The sequence below is a fragment of the Streptomyces zagrosensis genome (assembly GCF_014203645.1).
In the GTDB taxonomy this organism is placed as follows: Bacteria; Actinomycetota; Actinomycetes; order Streptomycetales; family Streptomycetaceae; genus Streptomyces; species Streptomyces zagrosensis.
Genome location: NZ_JACHJL010000002.1, coordinates 311,733 through 328,167 on the forward strand (window position 1 = coordinate 311,733; position 16,435 = coordinate 328,167).

At 69.4% G+C, this 16,435-nt stretch carries 13 protein-coding genes; 3 read left to right on the forward strand and 10 right to left on the reverse strand.

Features of this window, described 5'->3' with window-relative positions; all coding sequences use genetic code 11:
• The 4 genes from FHS42_RS04945 to FHS42_RS04960 form a co-directional block, all read right to left on the reverse strand.
• A complete protein-coding gene (locus FHS42_RS04945) occupies window positions 1-915 on the reverse strand; it encodes a phosphotransferase family protein (RefSeq protein WP_184569290.1) in 915 nt (304 codons plus the stop codon).
• A 92-nt stretch (window positions 916-1,007) separates the two neighbouring features.
• A complete protein-coding gene (locus tag FHS42_RS04950; RefSeq protein WP_184569291.1) occupies window positions 1,008-1,757 on the reverse strand; it encodes a hypothetical protein in 750 nt (249 codons plus the stop codon).
• Between the two features lie 173 nt (window positions 1,758-1,930).
• On the reverse strand, window positions 1,931-2,560 hold the full coding sequence (locus tag FHS42_RS04955; RefSeq protein ID WP_184569292.1) for an HAD-IA family hydrolase: 630 nt from the start codon (window positions 2,558-2,560) through the stop codon (window positions 1,931-1,933).
• Window positions 2,557-3,903, reverse strand: a complete 1,347-nt coding sequence (locus tag FHS42_RS04960; protein ID WP_512700932.1) for an NsdA family TPR-like regulatory protein — start codon at window positions 3,901-3,903, stop codon at window positions 2,557-2,559. The genes FHS42_RS04955 and FHS42_RS04960 overlap by 4 nt, the downstream gene beginning before the upstream one ends.
• A 407-nt stretch (window positions 3,904-4,310) precedes the next feature.
• Here FHS42_RS04960 and FHS42_RS04965 point away from each other — a divergent pair, with 407 nt between their 5' ends.
• On the forward strand, window positions 4,311-4,778 hold the full coding sequence (locus FHS42_RS04965; RefSeq protein ID WP_246494200.1) for a DNA-binding response regulator: 468 nt from the start codon (window positions 4,311-4,313) through the stop codon (window positions 4,776-4,778).
• Window positions 4,779-4,953: 175 nt separating this feature from the next.
• Here FHS42_RS04965 and FHS42_RS04970 read toward each other — a convergent pair whose 3' ends face one another.
• Window positions 4,954-5,772, reverse strand: coding sequence for a hypothetical protein (locus tag FHS42_RS04970; protein WP_246494201.1), 819 nt, complete (start codon window positions 5,770-5,772; stop codon window positions 4,954-4,956).
• A 287-nt stretch (window positions 5,773-6,059) separates the two neighbouring features.
• On the opposite strand from FHS42_RS04970, the gene FHS42_RS04975 reads away from it, so the two are divergent.
• The gene (locus FHS42_RS04975) at window positions 6,060-7,496 is read left to right on the forward strand and encodes a tol-pal system YbgF family protein (protein ID WP_184569294.1); all 1,437 of its coding nucleotides are present in this window, start codon (window positions 6,060-6,062) and stop codon (window positions 7,494-7,496) included.
• Window positions 7,497-7,632: 136 nt separating this feature from the next.
• Here the strand turns inward: FHS42_RS04975 and aspS are convergent, their stop codons facing one another.
• Window positions 7,633-9,450, reverse strand: a complete 1,818-nt coding sequence (gene aspS, locus FHS42_RS04980) for an aspartate--tRNA ligase (RefSeq protein ID WP_184569295.1) — start codon at window positions 9,448-9,450, stop codon at window positions 7,633-7,635.
• Between the two features lie 199 nt (window positions 9,451-9,649).
• Between aspS and FHS42_RS04985 the strand changes: the two genes are divergently transcribed.
• Window positions 9,650-12,217: a SpoIIE family protein phosphatase gene (locus FHS42_RS04985; protein ID WP_184569296.1), complete on the forward strand. Its 2,568-nt coding sequence runs from the start codon at window positions 9,650-9,652 to the stop codon at window positions 12,215-12,217.
• Between the two features lie 12 nt (window positions 12,218-12,229).
• Here FHS42_RS04985 and FHS42_RS04990 read toward each other — a convergent pair whose 3' ends face one another.
• The 4 genes from FHS42_RS04990 to FHS42_RS05005 all read right to left on the reverse strand — a co-directional run bounded on the left by FHS42_RS04990 (window position 12,230) and on the right by FHS42_RS05005 (window position 16,312).
• Window positions 12,230-13,525 carry an AI-2E family transporter gene (locus FHS42_RS04990; protein WP_312866727.1) on the reverse strand — a complete coding sequence of 432 codons (1,296 nt, stop codon included), beginning with the start codon at window positions 13,523-13,525 and terminating at the stop codon, window positions 12,230-12,232.
• Between the two features lie 204 nt (window positions 13,526-13,729).
• Window positions 13,730-14,269, reverse strand: coding sequence for a hypothetical protein (locus FHS42_RS04995; protein ID WP_184569298.1), 540 nt, complete (start codon window positions 14,267-14,269; stop codon window positions 13,730-13,732).
• 363 nt (window positions 14,270-14,632) lie between these two features.
• Window positions 14,633-15,622, reverse strand: coding sequence for a pirin family protein (locus FHS42_RS05000; protein ID WP_184569299.1), 990 nt, complete (start codon window positions 15,620-15,622; stop codon window positions 14,633-14,635).
• 147 nt (window positions 15,623-15,769) lie between these two features.
• Window positions 15,770-16,312 (reverse strand): SseB family protein, encoded by a 543-nt coding sequence (locus FHS42_RS05005; RefSeq protein ID WP_184569300.1) that lies wholly within the window; start codon window positions 16,310-16,312, stop codon window positions 15,770-15,772.
• Between the last annotated feature and the right edge of the window lie 123 nt (window positions 16,313-16,435).

A 16,435-nucleotide genomic window follows, 5' to 3' on the forward strand; every position in this document is an offset into this window, starting at 1 on the left:
TCACGGTTCCAGGAGTCGCACGGCCGTCGTCAGGTGGCGACGAACGACGTTGATGTACGCCTCGTCCTTGGATGGGTCGTTGATCCAGCGCAGGGCTTGCTCCATGAACCACTCGATCGCCCAGACACGGTGCCAGCCCAGTGCCCACGCCTGCGGGGCAAGGCCGCCGCGCTCGGCCAAGGCGCTGGGGTGTCCGCCGGCGGCGACGTACGCCTGGATGAAGCGGCGGAGCCGAACGGGGTCGGCGGGCTCGACGGTGCCGTGCCAGGAGGCGAGGTCGAGCAGGCCGGGGCCTGTGAACGCGCGAGCGAAGTCGAGCAGGCGCCAACCGTCCCTACCGATGTGGAGGCTGGTGGGGTGGAACTCGGAGTGCACCCAGCCCCACGGGGCGGTAGTGGCACCCTCGGCCCGCTTGGCGGCGGCATCCGTAAGGGCTTCCAGCATGCCGACGGTGTCGCCGGCGCCCGCCGCCCACCGGCCCTTGTCTTGCAGACGGCGCAGGTGACCGAGCGCCAGAGCCGGAAGCGCGGACAAGGCGTCGTCGTCGAGAACGGGCAGCATCGAGGCGGGGGCGGCGTCGTGCAGGGCGACAGCGGCCACGATGCCGTCAGCGTCCACGGCGTCCCGGGCGGGCTCACCCAGGTCCTCGATGACCATGCCCAGGACGTCATCGCGCACGATCGCGCCGATGACGGCGGGCACCGGGATGTTGGCTGTGCCTGCCGCGCGCAATTTCCGTTCCTCGCTGGTGAACGGCTCGCTTGCGTACTTGTAGATCGCGGTGGTGCCGTCAGGGAAGGTGATGCGCTCCACGCCGGACAGCGACCACACACGTACCGGGTCGCGGCTGGGATGGGGCAAGCCTGCGTTGGAGCAGATGTCGGCCAGGATGTCGGTGACGAGCTGGGTGTCCACGGGCGGGCTCCGTACGACGTGAGGACTGAGGGGCGGTCCGGTCCGGGGCGGCGGCACCTGCCGTCCCGGACCGGTGTGGGTCAACGCAGGGATCAGACAGCGGTCACGCGGTGCGACTCGACCCGCTGAACCCACTCGCCCTTCATCCCGGCGAGCTCCACGGCGAACTGCGCCATCGAGGTGCCGTAGGCGGCGACGACGCCGCCGGACTGGTCGGGCGCGGACTGGCAGCCGTGCACCAGCCGCCCGCCGAGCGCGGTGTGGGCCTTGATGCCCTCGATCCGGCGGTGCTCGTTGAACCAGCTGCCGTGGTACACCTCGTCGAGCATCTGGCCGTCCTCCTCGCAGAGGTCGAAGACGACCCCGGTGGCGGAGGGGAAGAACCAGCACGGGCCGACGTTGGAGATGTGTCCGTCCAGTTCGACCTTGTTCAGGGCCATGAAGGTCGCCGCCTCGCGGAGCATCCGCAGATGGTCGGCGGTGACGTTCGGCAGGCCCAAGGTGGCCAGGTGCTCGTCGCGGAACAGGTAGGAGTACACCTGGTAGGCGATGGCCAGGACCTCGCCGGCGTCGCTGGCGGAGCGGCCATGGGCCTTCACAAAGTCCAGGGCGATCTGCTCGACCGCGGAGGCCTCGGTCTCCTCGGCGTGCAGCAGGCCGGACGTGACGGTCTCCCAGTCGATGACGAGCCAGGAGCTGTTCTCGAAGCGGAAGAAGTACGTCTGCGGGTCGATGGTGATGCGCTTGCCGTCCACGGTGATGCCGGGCAAGCGGTTCCAACGCTGGTCGAACGCCTCGGGCAGCTCGACCGTAATCGTTGTGGTTGCGACGGTGGTGGTCACCTGGGTCTCCGTTCCAGATGGGGCACCATGCTGGGTGCCGTACGGCTTGGCCGGCCGCCCCGGATCGGGAGTAACCATGTCGCACTCGGGCCGGCCTGGAGACCACAGTGCCGCCCCGGCGTCCGTCGCATCCGTAGCCGGGTTGCGGACCCGCAACCCGGCTACGGGTCGGTCTAGACCTGCTCGGTGAGCGGGAGGCCGAGCAGGGCTTCCAGCTGGGCGATCGTGTCCGCCGGGTCCTTCGCGAGAATCGCGGCGATGCCAAGTTCTTCGGCGGGTGGAAGGTTGCGGGCGGTGTCGTCGACGAACACGCATGCCTCGCCGGGCAGTTCCATGAGATCGAGCATGACCGCGTAGATCTCGGGGTCGGGCTTGCGCATCTTGTAGTGCTCGGAGATCAGCACCACGTCGTAGAGCTGGTCGAAGTCGTAACCGGCGTAGACGTCGTGCGGCTCGGTGCCGAGGCTGTTGGAGAAGATCCCGACCTTGATCCCGGCGGCGCGGGCGGCCTGGGCTGCGGCGATGACCGACGGCTCGGGGTGCAGGTCCTGAAGGACGCGGCCGAGCAGGTTGGTGCCGTCGATGCCGAGCAGGGCGCCTGTGCGCTCGTTCCACTCGGCCTGGGTGATCGTCCCGCGCTCCAAGTCGGCGTAGAGCGCGGCCCCTTCAGGATTCTTGGCGATCACGGACAGGAACGTCCCCTCGGGCAGGCCAACCCGGCGGTCGAATGCGACGGAGCAGGCGGGGACGCTCGTGGTCAGCACTCCGCCGAAGTCAAGGATCAGGCCCTTCCGGCGGCTCATGCGGCAGTCCCCGTGGCCTTGATCAGGGTTCGGGTGTCGATCACGTGCTCGCCCAGACTCCGTGTGCCCGCGGTCTTGTGGGTCCGCAGGCCACGGAGCAGTTCGGTGACGCGGCGAAGGGTCTCGCGGTGCTGGACCTGGGCGACTAGGTCCAGGGCGGCGTGGCCGTCCTCGCAGGCGGCCTCGACGTTGTTGGCGCCGGCGTGGGCCTCGGCGCGGGAGATGTACGCGGTGCACCGGTGCCGCAGCATCTCGGGGGACAGCTGTTCGATCGCCTTGTCCAGGGACGGCAGGGCTTCCACATGCCGACCGAGCCGGACCAGGTCGCTTCCCTCGTAGGCGTCGGCCTTGGACAGGTCGAACCAGGCGATGCCGCCCCACAGTTCATCGTCCATCGGGCCGGACAGCAAAGTGCGGGCCTCCTCCAAAGAGGAACGGAAGCCGTGGTCGTCGCCGGTCGAGGAGTACATCTCGGAGGCGACCGCGTTCGTCCACGCGCGCATCCGCTTCGAGGCCCCGCGCTCGGCGGCGTCCACGGCGGCGAGCGCGTAGTCCAGGCCGCCGTCTGGATCGCCGCCGTAGGACGTGCGAAAGGCCCGCCCGCCCAGGACCAGCGCCGTCAGCTCCGAACTACTGATCTCCTTCGCGAGCTGGTAGCCGAGATCCATGTAGGCGTCGGCCTGTTCCTGGTCGCCGAGGTCGAGCGAGAGCAGGACAGCGGCGAGTGCCGCCATCTCCGCCATATGCGCCAGCAGCGAGTTCCGCAGGTGGACGGGCTGGTCCTTCGGCCGGAGCGAGGTGACCAGCTGGAGTTGGTCATGGGCCACCGGGACCAGGCTGGAGGCCGGGAACGACTTGTAGGAGCGCCGGTAGCTGGCACCGATCGACCGCAGCTCGTCCACAGTGGCTTGATCCACGCTGCCGCCGGAAGGGCGGCTGACTTGAGCTCGGGCGTCGGGTGACAGACCCGAGATGGCGGCGGTCAGACCGGCCAGCGAGCCGAGGGTGAAGGAACGTCGAAGCACAGTCTCTGAGCTTTCCGCATCGGGCGACATCATGTGTGGTGAACGCGGCGAAGACGGGTGTGATCTGAGTGACTGCGCGACCGACGGAACCGTGGCGTATCGCACGTCGAACGCCAGGATGTGATCAACAGTCAGCCCTAACGTGCGGGCCATGTGCTCCGCCACGCTCCACCTGGCCCACCCACGATTCGGACCGGCTGACCGCAGCCCCGAGTTCGTGCTGGAGTAAGCCCTTGCGCCTTCTGCCCTTTTCGATGCGTTTGCCGATGATCTTGTCGATCTCCACCACTGGACACACCTCGACGTCCGTGATCGCACCGCTACAGACGGCAACCATATCCGCTAAGGCCCTTCCTTTGACAGGGAAGGATTCGCCGGGTGCCCATGTGCTGACCCATCGCTGCGCTACACCGAGATCGGGTGCCGTCCCGACTGGGGCAGAGGTGAAGTCCCGCTTCTCCAGTGCGTGATTCGACGAGGCGGAGGGGGCCGACGCCACCGTGCAGGGGTCGGTGACGGCCGTAGCTGTCCAGCGGGGGGCGGCGGCGCTTGCTGTACGCGGGGAGCGGGTCGGCGCCACCGAGCAGCGTGTGGCACCAGAAGGCGACGAGCGCTCAGTCGATACGAGCGCTCGCGCCCCGCGTTGACGTTTCGACAACCGAACGTTTAGACCGCCCACCCACCCTGTGAGAGGCAGGGACACAAGACGAACGAGGAAAGCTGTGGTGGACGACCAACGCGTGGCCGTGACAGTGCACGGCACCGACCCCCTCTCGCGGGCCGGGATCATAGATCACTTGCGAGGCCAACCGGGTGTGGAGTTGTTGGATCGGCCGCGTAAGGAAACAGCCACGCCACCGGGCAGCACAGCCGTTGCCGTACTGCTTGCGGGCCGGTTTGACGAGTTGGCCGGGGCGGAGTTGCGGCGGCTGGTGCGGGGTGGGCAGCGGCGGGTCGTGGTGATAGCGGACGAGCTGCCCGAGAACGACCTGATGACCGTCCTGGAGTACGGCGTACGCGCGGTCCTGTGGCGGCATCAAGCCACCCGTAAGCGGCTGTTGCGCGCCGTGCAGCGCACGGCGCGCGATGGCGGCGTACTTCCGCCCGATCGGATCAGGACGCTGCTGGCCCGCGGCGAGCGATCGCGGCGCGAGTGCCTGCGCGCGGACTGCGCACGCAGGGAGCAGCCCTGACCGTAGCCGCGCGTACCGGCCGTACCCGCGCCTGCCCGCGTTCCGGCGCGTATCGGCGCGTACCCGGCGCGTCCCAGGCAGCCAGACAGCCAGACAGCCAGCCAACTAGACGGCCGATTGGCCACATGGCCGGACAGCCGACCAGTCCGCCCGAGGCCCCCGCGAACGGCGGGGTTCAGCGGGCCAGGGACTTTTCGTCGCCCATCACGATGACTGGGTGGTGAGCCGGGTCGAGCGCGCGGAGTAGGTCGCGCATGTGGTGTTCGGCGAGGCTGACGCAGCCCTGGGTGGGGCCGCCGTGGTCCACGTGGAGCCAGATGCCGCCGCCTCGGGCCGGGCCCATCGGGCGGGTCCAGTCGAGTGGGGAGGTGCCGGACTTGCGGTTGTAGTTGATGGCTACGACGTAGTCGAAGGACCCCTCAAGGGGCTCGCCCTCGGAGCCGGTGCCGAATGCCGTGAAGCCGGGTGAGCGATCGTACGGAAGCTTGCTGCCGGGGTTTTCTAGGAGGCCGCCCGCGTCCGTGAGGGCGTAGACGCCGTTGGGTGAGCGTAGGTCGCCCACCAGGTGCTTATCGGTCCAGCCGCGCAGCGCGTTGTGCGCGGGCCACGACGTGCCGGGGCGCCAATCGCCGTCCGCGGCGCGCTCGTACAGCACGGCCCTGGACCGCGCGGAGTCGCGGCCCTCTCCGGTGACCAGCAGTACCTGCCGGCTGCGCTCGGGGACCTGGGCGAGCGTCTTGGGGCCTACGCCTGGTAGTTCGTCGGGCAGCGAGGTGGGCGCGGCCCTGCCCACTCTGCCGCCGTTGGGCTCTGGCTTGGCCGCGGCGTTGGCGGAAGGTTCCGTCTGGTGCCCGCCGTCGTCCGTGGTCCCGCCGCAGGCGGTGAGCGTGCCCAGGACGACGAGAGTGGCGATGATGCCTTGCGATAAGGAGCGGCGGGGGGATGGCTGCGACGACGACTGCGGAGGCGTCATCGGCGACGGATGCGGGGGCATGATCGGCTCTCTTCCGGGGCAGGGCGGGGGCCTGAGACTGAAGTGGGTCGGTGACACATGGTACGGACGGCTCACACGGGGGCGAAAGCCGCTCAACGTCCCAACGTGTCACACCTGCCCAGTGTGCCGCCGTGATCGCGGGTTCTTCCCCTTACCTCTACGCACGCTAGGCAGCGGGCGGTTGACACGGCGGCCCGCATAGCGAAAAAGGTGCTCGGGACCCGTCCCGGAAGCGAAGCCAACAATGGGGCTCGCCCACGCTCGTTCCGTGACGGGAAGAGATCACGATGGATGACCCGACGCATGTCGTACTAGAGCCGGTGCCACCCGAGGCGCGGAAACACGACCCGCTGGCCGTGGCCTTCGGCAACGCCTCCCTCCTGGGCATCGGCTACGTGTTGCTGAGGCGGTACGGACTCGCCACCACCCAGCTCCTCATCACCATCGGGCTCGCGTCGATGCTCGTCTCGGTCGCCGAGACCTGGTGCGAGCTCGTGCTGCTCGGGTGGTGGGTGGCCGTCATCGCGCACGGTTGGCTCCTCGCTGACCGACACGCTCGGCGGGTCACGCTGCGCGGTCAGCGCCTGGTGGCGCTCGGCCTCGCGATTCCGGTGTTGCTGGGCGTCGGGGCACTGCGGGCCGATGCGGTGCGGATTGATCGGGACGTCACCGAGGCCCGCGAACACGGCAACTGCGCGGGGGTGTTGTTGGCCCAGGACGAGGTGGGGTTCGGCCACCGCCTGGCCGGTGCCCCGCTGGCCGAACGCAGCGATGAGACCGAGCGGGTTTGCCGCCGGCTCCAGACGGCCCGGGACGAATTGGCCACCGGCCTTACCGGCGATGAAAAGGCCCTGGCCAGCGGCTTCGACACACTGTCCGCTGCCCTCGAAAAGCCCGGCAATGACCAGACCGTGGACGCGGTGCTCAGCACGTTCCTCGACGCGCTGCCGATGGAAAATCCCTGTCGTACGGTGGCGGTCACCGACTGGCTCCAACGCCGCAACCCTCGCCACGACGTGCTGGCCCGCTCGGCCGACACCGTCCAGCGGGTCGCGCCCGCGGCGCTCGTCGCCTGCGGGGACCACCTCGGTGAGGACGACGACTGGCCACAGGCGCGCAGCCGCTACCAGCAACTGCTCGCTCGATACCCGGACAACGCACTGTCAGCCAAGGCCCGCAAGGGGGCCAGGAAGGCCACGCTGGCCATCGAGCTGAGCGACGTGCGCAGCCTGCTGCTGAGTGGCATGCGCGACGCTCAGCCCCCGTACTGCACCAACCCGGCGAAGTACAGCGGCGCCGCCCCGTACCGCAAGGGCGCCACCAACCGCGCGCTGTTCTACGGCAATGACGCCTATACGAACAAGCTCCCCGGCCATTGGCGTACGGACGACGCGGCCAAGGCCGTGCTGGTGGTGTGCGTGGGGGAGGCGGAAGACGACGAGAAGGGGACCGCCGTCCAGACGTGCTCATACCAGTCCGATAACGCCCCGTACGCCCAAGGGGACGTGACGTTCCATAAGATTGCGATCCCGGTGCAGGTCTATGAGGTGCGTACCGGTAAGCGCGTGGCCGACCGTACGGTGGAGATCGGTGGCACGAGCTGCCCCGAGCATTTCCGGCACGAGACCGACATGATCGGCGCTGGCCCACCGTCCGACATGCTCGTCAAGGCGTCCAAGGCCGATGTGCGGACCGCCTTCAGCCCGCTGGTCAACGGCGGGTAGGCCACGGCCACGGCTGCCGCACCGCGCGCAGGGCTCCCGCCGCCCGCGCGCCCCACGCGCCAAGGCGCCCCGGACCACCACGATGCGCGGGGGTCCGGGGCGCCTTGCTGAGCGTAGGAGCTCGCCGCGGGGCTGGTTACTCCGACTCGGACTCGCCCTGCGGCGCAGCCGAAGGCTTCGCGGCTGCCGGCTTCGCCGCTGCCGGTTTACGGAGCGCAAGATGCAACTCGCGCAGCCGCGCGTCGTCCACCTCGCTGGGCGCGCCCATCAGCAGGTCCTGTGCGTTGCCGTTGAGCGGGAACGCGATCGTCTCGCGGATGTTGGGCTCGTCCGCGAGCAGCATCACGATGCGGTCCACGCCCGGCGCGATGCCGCCGTGCGGCGGGGCGCCGAACTGGAAGGCGCGGAGCATGCCGCCGAACTCGCGCTCCACTTCCTCCTTGGAGTAGCCCGCGAGCCCGAACGCCTCGTACATGACCTCGGGTTCGTGGTTTCGGATGGCGCCGGAGGACAGCTCGGTGCCATTGCAGACGATGTCGTACTGCCAGGCCAGGATGTCCAGCGGGTCCTTGGTACGCAGCGCTTCCAGGCCGCCCTGCGGCATGGAGAACGGGTTGTGCGAGAACTCGATGGCGCCGGTGTCCTCGTTCTTCTCGAACATCGGGAAGTCCACGATCCAGCAGAACCGGTAGACGTCCTGTTCGAAGTGCCCCGCGCGCTTGGCGGCCTCGACCCGCACCGCGCCCATGATCTTGGAGACCTCATCGAAGTCGCCCGCGCCGAAGAAGATCGACGTACCGGCCTTGCCACCGACCTCGGCAATCAGCTTGGTCACATCGTCCTCGGTGAGGAACTTGGCGATGGGCCCGGTGAGGGCGTTGTCCTCGCCGATCCGCACCCAGGCCAGGCCCTTGGCGCCCTGTGCGATCGCGTACTCGCCGAGCTGGTCGAAGAACTTGCGCGACTGGTCGCCGGTGTCGGGCACCGCGAGGGCGCGTACGTGCTTGTCGGCGAACGCCTTGAAGCCGGAGCCGGCGAACACGTGCGAGACGTCCACCAGTTCAAGGCGGGCCCGCAGGTCCGGCTTGTCCGAGCCGTACTTGACCATCGACTCGCGGAAGGGGATGCGCGGGAACGGCGAGGTGACCTCGCGACCGCCACCCAACTCGGTGAACAGGTCGGTCATCACCTTCTCGATGACCTGGAAGACGTCCTCCTGCTCGACGAAGCTCATCTCGACGTCGAGCTGGTAGAACTCGCCCGGCGAGCGGTCCGCGCGGGCGTCCTCGTCGCGGAAGCAGGGCGCGATCTGGAAGTAGCGGTCAAAGCCCGCGATCATCAAGAGCTGCTTGAACTGCTGCGGGGCCTGCGGCAGCGCGTAGAACTTGCCCGCGTGCAGCCGGGACGGGACGAGGAAGTCGCGCGCGCCCTCGGGCGAGGTGGCGGACAGGATCGGCGTCGCCAACTCGTTGAAGCCCTGCGCGGTCATCTTGGAGCGCAGCGTGGAAATCACCTGCGAACGCAAGATGATGTTGCGGTGCATGCGCTCGCGGCGCAGGTCGAGGAAGCGGTACTCAAGCCGGCGCTCCTCGTTCACGTTGTCCTCGGGGAAGACGGTGAACGGCAGCGGCTCGGCTGCGCCCAGCACCTCGACGGCGGTGACCTCGACCTCGATGCCGCCGGTGGGCAGCTCCGGATTGACGTTGTCCGCACCCCGTGCGATGACCTTGCCGTCCACCCGGACGACGGTCTCCTTGGTGATCGAGCTGAGCGCCTCGTTGGCGGGCGTGTCAGGCCGTACGACCAGTTGCACCAGGCCGTAGTGATCGCGCAGGTCGATGAAGAGGATGCCGCCCAGGTTCCGTCGATTGTGCAGCCAGCCGCTCAGCCGCACCTCAGTGTCAACGTCAGCGGCACGGAGCTCGCCGCAGGTGTGGGACCGGTACCGATGCATCGTTCATCCAAGTCATCTGATCGGGGGCGTGGACCAGGCGGGTGCGGGCCTATCGGGCCCGGGCCCGGCGTGAGCGCCACTGCGGGCAAGGTGTCAGCCTACCGCCATGCCTGTCGGCGGCCTGCATTCCGCTGTTGTCCATACTGCCGGTACGCATTCTCACTGGTAGCCCTCCCTCAAATGAACTTAAAGTAGGGCAATGCGCACCGAGGATGTTCTGGCCACCATCGGGACCGGTCTCTGGCGCTGGGACAACGCCTCGGGGGCCGTCACCCTCGATGGCGTAGCCGCCCGGCTCCTGGGGCTGCCCGCCGTGTCCGTCACGCTCTCGGAATCCGCGGGCCGCGCCCGCTTCCATCCCGTGGACTGGGTCGAGGTCAGCGGCATCGTGAACCTCGCCCTCGCCGAGGATTCCCTTGCCGAGGCCAGGCTGCGCGTCGTGGACGAGGACGGCACCGTGCTCCGTACCGTACGCAGCCGCGCCAGGCCGGTCGCGCACGGCGAGCGCCTGGAGATGGTCGGCACCCTGGAAGAGGTGCCGGAGCCGATGGCAGGCACCGCGGTGGCCACCCCTATTACGGGCGACTGGCGGCGCAATCGAGAAGCGTTCTTGCTGGACGCGGGCCGTGCGTTGGCCGAGGCGCAGTCCAGCGCCGAGGTGCTACGCGTCGCCGCGGGCCTGTCCATGCCCGGCTTCACCCCGGATGGCCTGGCGGTCTTCGGCGTCGAGGGCAACCGGATCATGGTCCTCGGGCACCAGGGGTACGAGGAGGGCGACGAGGAACCCTTCATGGACATGACGCTGGAAACCGACTATCCAGCAGCCGAGGCGGTACGTACCGGGCGGGCGATCTACATCCCGAGCCCCGAGGAGTACCGCCGCCGCTTCCCCACCGCCTGGCCGCTCACCAAGCCGTTCGGGCGCCGGTCGTGGGCCTATCTGCCGCTGATCGTGGCGGGGCGCACCATCGGGGCCTGGATGGGGGCCTTCTCCCAGCCGGTGTCCTTCACCCCCGACGAGCGCGCGGTGCTCACCACCATTGCCCGGATGTTCGCCCAGGCCCTGTCCCGGACCAGCCTGCACGACACCGAGCGCGCACTGGCCGACGGGCTCCAGCGCACCATGCTGCCCGACCGCAATCCGGACGTGCCGGGCCTGACGATCGCCGCGCGGTACGTGCCCACCGGCGGCGGGCTCCAGGTCGGCGGCGACTGGTACGACGTGATCCCGCTGCCATCGGGGCGTACGGCGCTGGTCATCGGCGACGTACAGGGGCACGATGTGCGTGCGGCGGGGCTCATGGGCCAGTTGCGGATCGCGTTGCGCGCGTACGCCACCGAGGGCCACCACCCGGACGCGGTGCTCTCCCGGGCCTCCCGGTTCTTCGCCAGCCTGACCGACATCGGCGGCCGAGACGGGGGTGAGGCACCCGAGACCCCCGAGACCCCCGAGGCAGGGGAAGACGGCGGGGAGTCCGATCCGCGCTTCGCGACCTGCCTCTACATGGAGATCGACCCGGCAACCGGCACCCTGGACGTCGCCCGCGCGGGCCACCCGGATCTGGCCATCGCGCACGGCGACGGCACGGTTTTGGTGCGCCCCACGGCGGGGGGACTACCTCTTGGCATCGTGCCCGACGCCGACTACCCGACGACCCGGCTGACCCTGGAGCCGGACGAAACCCTCCTGGTGTGCACGGATGGCCTGATCGAGACGGGCGGCCATGACCTGGAGACCGGCTGGGAGCGCATCCGCGCGATCTTCGGCGAGCATCTACGCGCCCTGAGCGGCGCCCCGCCATCGGCCACCGGGACCCCGCCCTCTGCCACCGGGGCAGCGGGCACCGGCACCGGCACCGGCACCGGCACCGAAGCGCACGGCACAGCGGCCCCGACCGGGCCCGATGCCGAACCGTGGTTGCGGAGCCGCAAGGACCTCAACGCGCTCGCCGACGCACTGCTACAGGCCGTACACGGCCCGCCCTCGCACTACCGAACGGGGCCGTTGGCCGACCGCCGAGAGGACGACATCGCGTTCGTCCTGATATCGCGCGGCCTGATGGCCCCCGAGGCCGCGGGCCCGCGCAGGCGCCGGGCCGCCATCACCGTCGCCCAGGCCCAGCCGCAACGGATCGCCGAGGCCCGCCAGCAGCTCCGCGACATGCTGCACGACTGGACTTCGCAGGACCAGGCGGAGTCGGCGGTCTTGATGCTCTCCGAGATGGTCACCAATGTGCTGGTGCACACGGATGGTGATGCGCTGGTGATCGCTGAGATCAGCGGGGGCATCGGCGCCCGGCGGCTGCGCCTCGATGTCGCGGACGCCAGCGACGAACTGCCCCACCGGCGCCACCCCGGCGAACTGGCCTCGTCGGGGCGCGGGCTGCTGCTCATGGAGATGTTGGCGGGTTCGTGGGGGGTGGACCCGCGCGGCGAGGGGAAATGCATCTGGTTCGAGCTGTACGAACCGTCCCGTGCGGCGGGGCACAACGGCGCGACGGACCGCACGGAGATGGACCTTACGGAGGAGCACGGTGCTGCGCGGCCCGCGGAGCAGGGCGGCGGCAGCGCGGAATTCGCCGAAGAACATGGCGCTGCGGAGACCAGCACTGCGGACAACAGCGCTGAGGAGAACAGCACTGCGGAGCACAGCGCTGAAGAGAACAGCCTCGTGCCCGACTCCCGGTACGGGCCCGAATCCGCCGCCGAACCGCCCGGACCCGAGGCCCCTGAACCGGGCTCCGCTGAGCCGTCAGCGCGCTCATAGGGGCCGCCGAGCTCAGTGGGAGCCGCCTTCCTCGTGGGGGCTGTGCTTGCCGGGATCGCCGGGATCACCCAGGTCGCCCGGGTCGCCAGTATCACGGTGCTCGTAGGGGCCACCGTGCTCATACGGGCCACCGTGCCGCTCCGAGCCGCCGCCGCAGCCATGCGGGCCACCGCCGGGCCCGTACCGGCCGTACGGCCCGTCATCCGCCTCGTCGCCTACAGCCTGCCCGCCTGGGCCGGCTCCGCGTCCGTACTGTTCGCGCAGGTCGGACAGGATGCCGAAGGCAGCGGCCGTCAGCGGTACGGCCAGCAGCATGCCGAGGATGCCCGCCAGGCTGGCCCCCGCCGTGAGGGTGATCATCACGACCGCGGGATGCATCTGGACCGTACGGCTTTGCACCACGGGTTGCAGCACGTGCCCCTCAAGGACCTGCACGGCCAGCACCACGCCAAGCGCCCACAGCGCGATGGCGGGGCCGCCGTCCGCGAAGGCGACGAGCACCGCCACCGCGCCGGAGAGAAAGGCCCCGAGGTAGGGGATGTACGCGCCGACGAAGACCAGCGCGCCGAGCCCCACCGCCCCGGGCACGCTCAACACCAGCAACCCAACGGTGATGCACACCGCGTCGATGAGCGCGATCACGGTGGTGCCGCGCATGAAGCCCTCAACGGCCTGAAAGGCACGCCTGGCCACGGCCTCAAGCCGGGGCCCGCTGCCGCCGGGCGCGTACGCGTGCAGGGTACGCATCGCCCGGTCGGCGTCCCGGAGGAAGAAGAAGGTGAGCAGCAGCGCGAGAAAGGCGGTAGCGGCCAGCTGCGCGACAACGCTGAGCCCGGAGACCAGACCGATGGCGGCCGTGCTGCCGAACTTGCTGGCCAACTCACGCCCGTTGGAGGCCATGTCATCGACGGAGTTGCCCGCGATATCGAAGTGCGTGGACAGGTCCCGTGCGGCGTCCTTGAGCGAGGCAACGATCTGGTCGCCGCTGTCCACCAGCGCCTTGACGACGATGTACCCCGCGCCGCCGACCACGGCAAGCAGCGCCAGGCAGGTGATCCCGGCAGCGAGCGAGGCGTTCAGCCGCATCCGCAACAGCCGCCGGTAGAGCGGTCCGAGCAGGGCGGACCCGAGCAGCGCGAGCAAGACGGGCGTGACCGCGGCCTTCAGCGCGACGGTGAGCCAGATGCCGACCCCGGCGACGGCAGCCATCAGCAGCAGCACCCCGCACCAGGCGGCGGCCCTACGCACCGCGTACGGCAACAGGGCGGGCTCTCCCGGTCGCGAGGGGGCACGGTGATCACTGGGCACGGACCCAGCCCACCACGGAGCGCCCCGCACCACCCGCCAGCGACCGCCGCGCGAGTGACACACCGTCATCGCCGGGCAGCGCGGCGGCCGAGCCCTGCCGGATGCGTGGCAGGCGACAGGCAGGCGGACCACGAGGCGTTGGGCCAGCGGGCCATGCCAGGAGGCGTTGGGCAGGGGGGCCACGACATGGTGAGCGGTACGTGCTCAGCCGCCCGTTCGCCAGGACGGTGGCCAGCTCGCACGCTCAGGGATCACCTCGCCCGGAACCCGCAGACTCGCCCGGGCCTTCTCGTAAAAGGTGCGCCGGGCAGCCCGGTACGCGCTGAACGCCTGGCCCCACGCGGCGGCTTCGCCCGTTAGGCGCCCTCGCGCGATCCACTCCAAGTGCCACACGGTGTCGTTCAGGGCACGCACGGCAGCGGCTGTCGCCGGGTCGGCCAGCAGGCGCAAAGGTTCGGTCGTGGCAGCGCGGCGTAGCTCCGCAAGTGCCGCTTCCGCCAAGGCATCGTTCGACGGCTCCATGGGCGTGGGGTCATCGATCAGTCCCTGCTGGACAGCGAGCCGCCGGTACGCCAGGACGCACTCCTTGATGGCCTGCCCGTAGTCGCTGTACGCCTGGAGGAGCGAGGCATCCCACCGCGCTCCCTGCTCTCTTCGCCATCGTGTGCGCTCGTTCAGCATCCCCACCACGTACGACAAGGCAGCACCCAATATGACGCCGATCACGGTCGATAACTGGTTCACCGCGGCCCCCCTCGCCGGCGACGCTATCTCGGTGCCCGACGCCCACCAGCAGGCTCCGAACGAGCGAGGGAACGAACACACACTTCCCGGCGGCGCCGGCCGCCCCAACGGCCGGCGCCGCCGCCACAAGACCCGGCAGATCCGATGCGGTAGCCGCACGCCATCGAATCGCCCTGGTCTGGCTCCCGCCCGGGCCCGGCTGCGCCCGGGGCCGGTCCAGCTCCGCCCGACGCCCCCGCACGCGAGGCCGCACGTCGGCTCGTGCGGCTGACGCGAGCGCAGTCGCCATCACCATCACGGTCGCAAACGCGCTCGCGGTACGCAACGCCAGCACGGTCGCGATAGGCGCGACCGTACCGGGGCTTAAGACTGGTCGGCGGGCACCTTGCCGAGCCGTCCGGCCTGGAAGTCCTCGAAGGCCTGGGTCAGTTCGGCCTTCGTGTTCATCACAAAGGGCCCGTACTGCTGCATCGGCTCGCGGATTGGAAGCCCGCCGAGCAGCACGACCTCGAAGTTCGGGCTGCGCGACTCCTGCGTCTCGTCGGCCCGGATGGTCAGCGTGTCGCCCGGCCCGAACACGGCCGTTTGACCCACCCGGAAGGGGCGGCCCTCAACACCGGCGGTGCCGCTCCCGGCCATCCCGTACGCGAGGCCGTTGAAGTCGGGCCGCCACGGCAGGGTGACCTCGGCGCCCGGGCTCACCGTGGCATGGACCATGGTGATCGGGGTGTGCGTGGAGCCGGGGCCCTGGTGACCGCCGAGGTCGCCGGCGATCAGCCTGAGCAGCGCGCCGCCATCGGCGGAGGTCAGCAGCTTGACCTGGCCACCGCCGATCTCCTGGTATCTGGGGCCCATCATCTTGTTCTCGCGCGGCAGGTTCACCCAGAGCTGCAAGCCGTGGAAGAGCCCGCCGCTGAGCACCAGCGCCTCCGGCGGCGCCTCGATGTGCAACAGCCCGGACCCGGCGGTCATCCACTGGGTGTCACCGTCGTTGATGACCCCACCGCCACCGTTCGAGTCCTGGTGCACCAGCGTTCCATCGATCAAATACGTGACCGTCTCGAAGCCACGGTGGGGGTGCCAGGGCGTGCCTTTCGGCTCGCCCGCCGCGTACTCCACCTCGCCCATCTGGTCCATCAAGATGAACGGGTCGAGGTGCCGGTAGTCGATCCCGACGAAGGCCCGACGCACAGGGAACCCCTCGCCTTCCACCCCGCTGGGCGCGGTGGACACCGTCACCACGGGTCTCGGCCGCGACGAGTTCGCTCCTGTGTGGAGGGTTTGGGCAGATTGCGGTGCGGGCGCGACGACGCGCGGCAGGGACAGCGGGTTGTCAACGGTTACGGCGGGCATGACGGCCTCCTTGGGTCGTTCAACTTTCAACTTAGTTGAATAGTGAACGACTGGCAAGGCGGCACCATTCCCGCCCAGTGAGGGATGGGAGGCTTTCAGCCAGAAATGTGCCCGGTCCTCGACGCTGCGACCCCCGACACCGCCCCCTCAGCCGTACATCTGCCGCATCGCGTAGTCCACCATCTGCTCCACCGCCTTGGCGTCGAAGACCATCCGATGGTCCCCTTCCATGTCCAGGACGAAGCCGTAGCCCGTGGGGAGCAGGTCGAGGACCTCGGCGCCGGTGATCACGAAATACTTGGACTCCTTGCCCGCGTAGCGGCGCAGCTCCTTCAGCGACGTGAACATCGGGATGACGGGCTGCTGGGTGTTGTGCAGTGCGAGGAAGCCGGGGTTGTCGCCGCGCGGGCAGTAGATCTTCGAGGTCGAGAAGATCTGCTGAAAGTCCTCCGGGGCCATGGTGCCCGTGGTGAAGGCGCGCACCGCGTCGGCGAGCGATGGCGGTGACGGCTCCGGGTACAGCGGCTGTTCGCCGTAACCCGTACCCGACTGGCCCTGATGCGGCTGATGCGGTTGATGACCATGCTGGGGCTGATGGTGGTGCTGGGACTGGTGCGGCGGCTGCTGCGGCGGTGGCGGCGGGGCGGCGTACTGCTGCCCCCCGCTCGCGTTTTGGTCGTAGCCGTACATGTCGTAGAGCGTACTGAGTCACAGTTGGCCGCTTGAGGGTTGCCTCTTATTACCCACGGGTAGCATTATGGAGTTCATCGTTTGAAACGCATACGAGAACCGATCCCACCTCCCAGCGCAGGC

Bases quoted from the DNA above. Each gene is read 5' to 3' on its own strand.
- FHS42_RS04955 (WP_184569292.1), bottom strand. From the start codon at position 2,560: ATGAGCCGCCGGAAGGGCCTGATCCTTGACTTCGGCGGAGTGCTGACC.
- FHS42_RS04970 (WP_246494201.1), bottom strand. From the start codon at position 5,772: ATGCCCCCGCATCCGTCGCCGATGACGCCTCCGCAGTCGTCGTCGCAG.
- FHS42_RS04975 (WP_184569294.1), top strand. From the start codon at position 6,060: ATGGATGACCCGACGCATGTCGTACTAGAGCCGGTGCCACCCGAGGCG.
- aspS (WP_184569295.1), bottom strand. From the start codon at position 9,450: ATGCATCGGTACCGGTCCCACACCTGCGGCGAGCTCCGTGCCGCTGAC.
- FHS42_RS04985 (WP_184569296.1), top strand. From the start codon at position 9,650: ATGCGCACCGAGGATGTTCTGGCCACCATCGGGACCGGTCTCTGGCGC.
- FHS42_RS05000 (WP_184569299.1), bottom strand. From the start codon at position 15,622: ATGCCCGCCGTAACCGTTGACAACCCGCTGTCCCTGCCGCGCGTCGTC.
- FHS42_RS05005 (WP_184569300.1), bottom strand. From the start codon at position 16,312: ATGTACGGCTACGACCAAAACGCGAGCGGGGGGCAGCAGTACGCCGCC.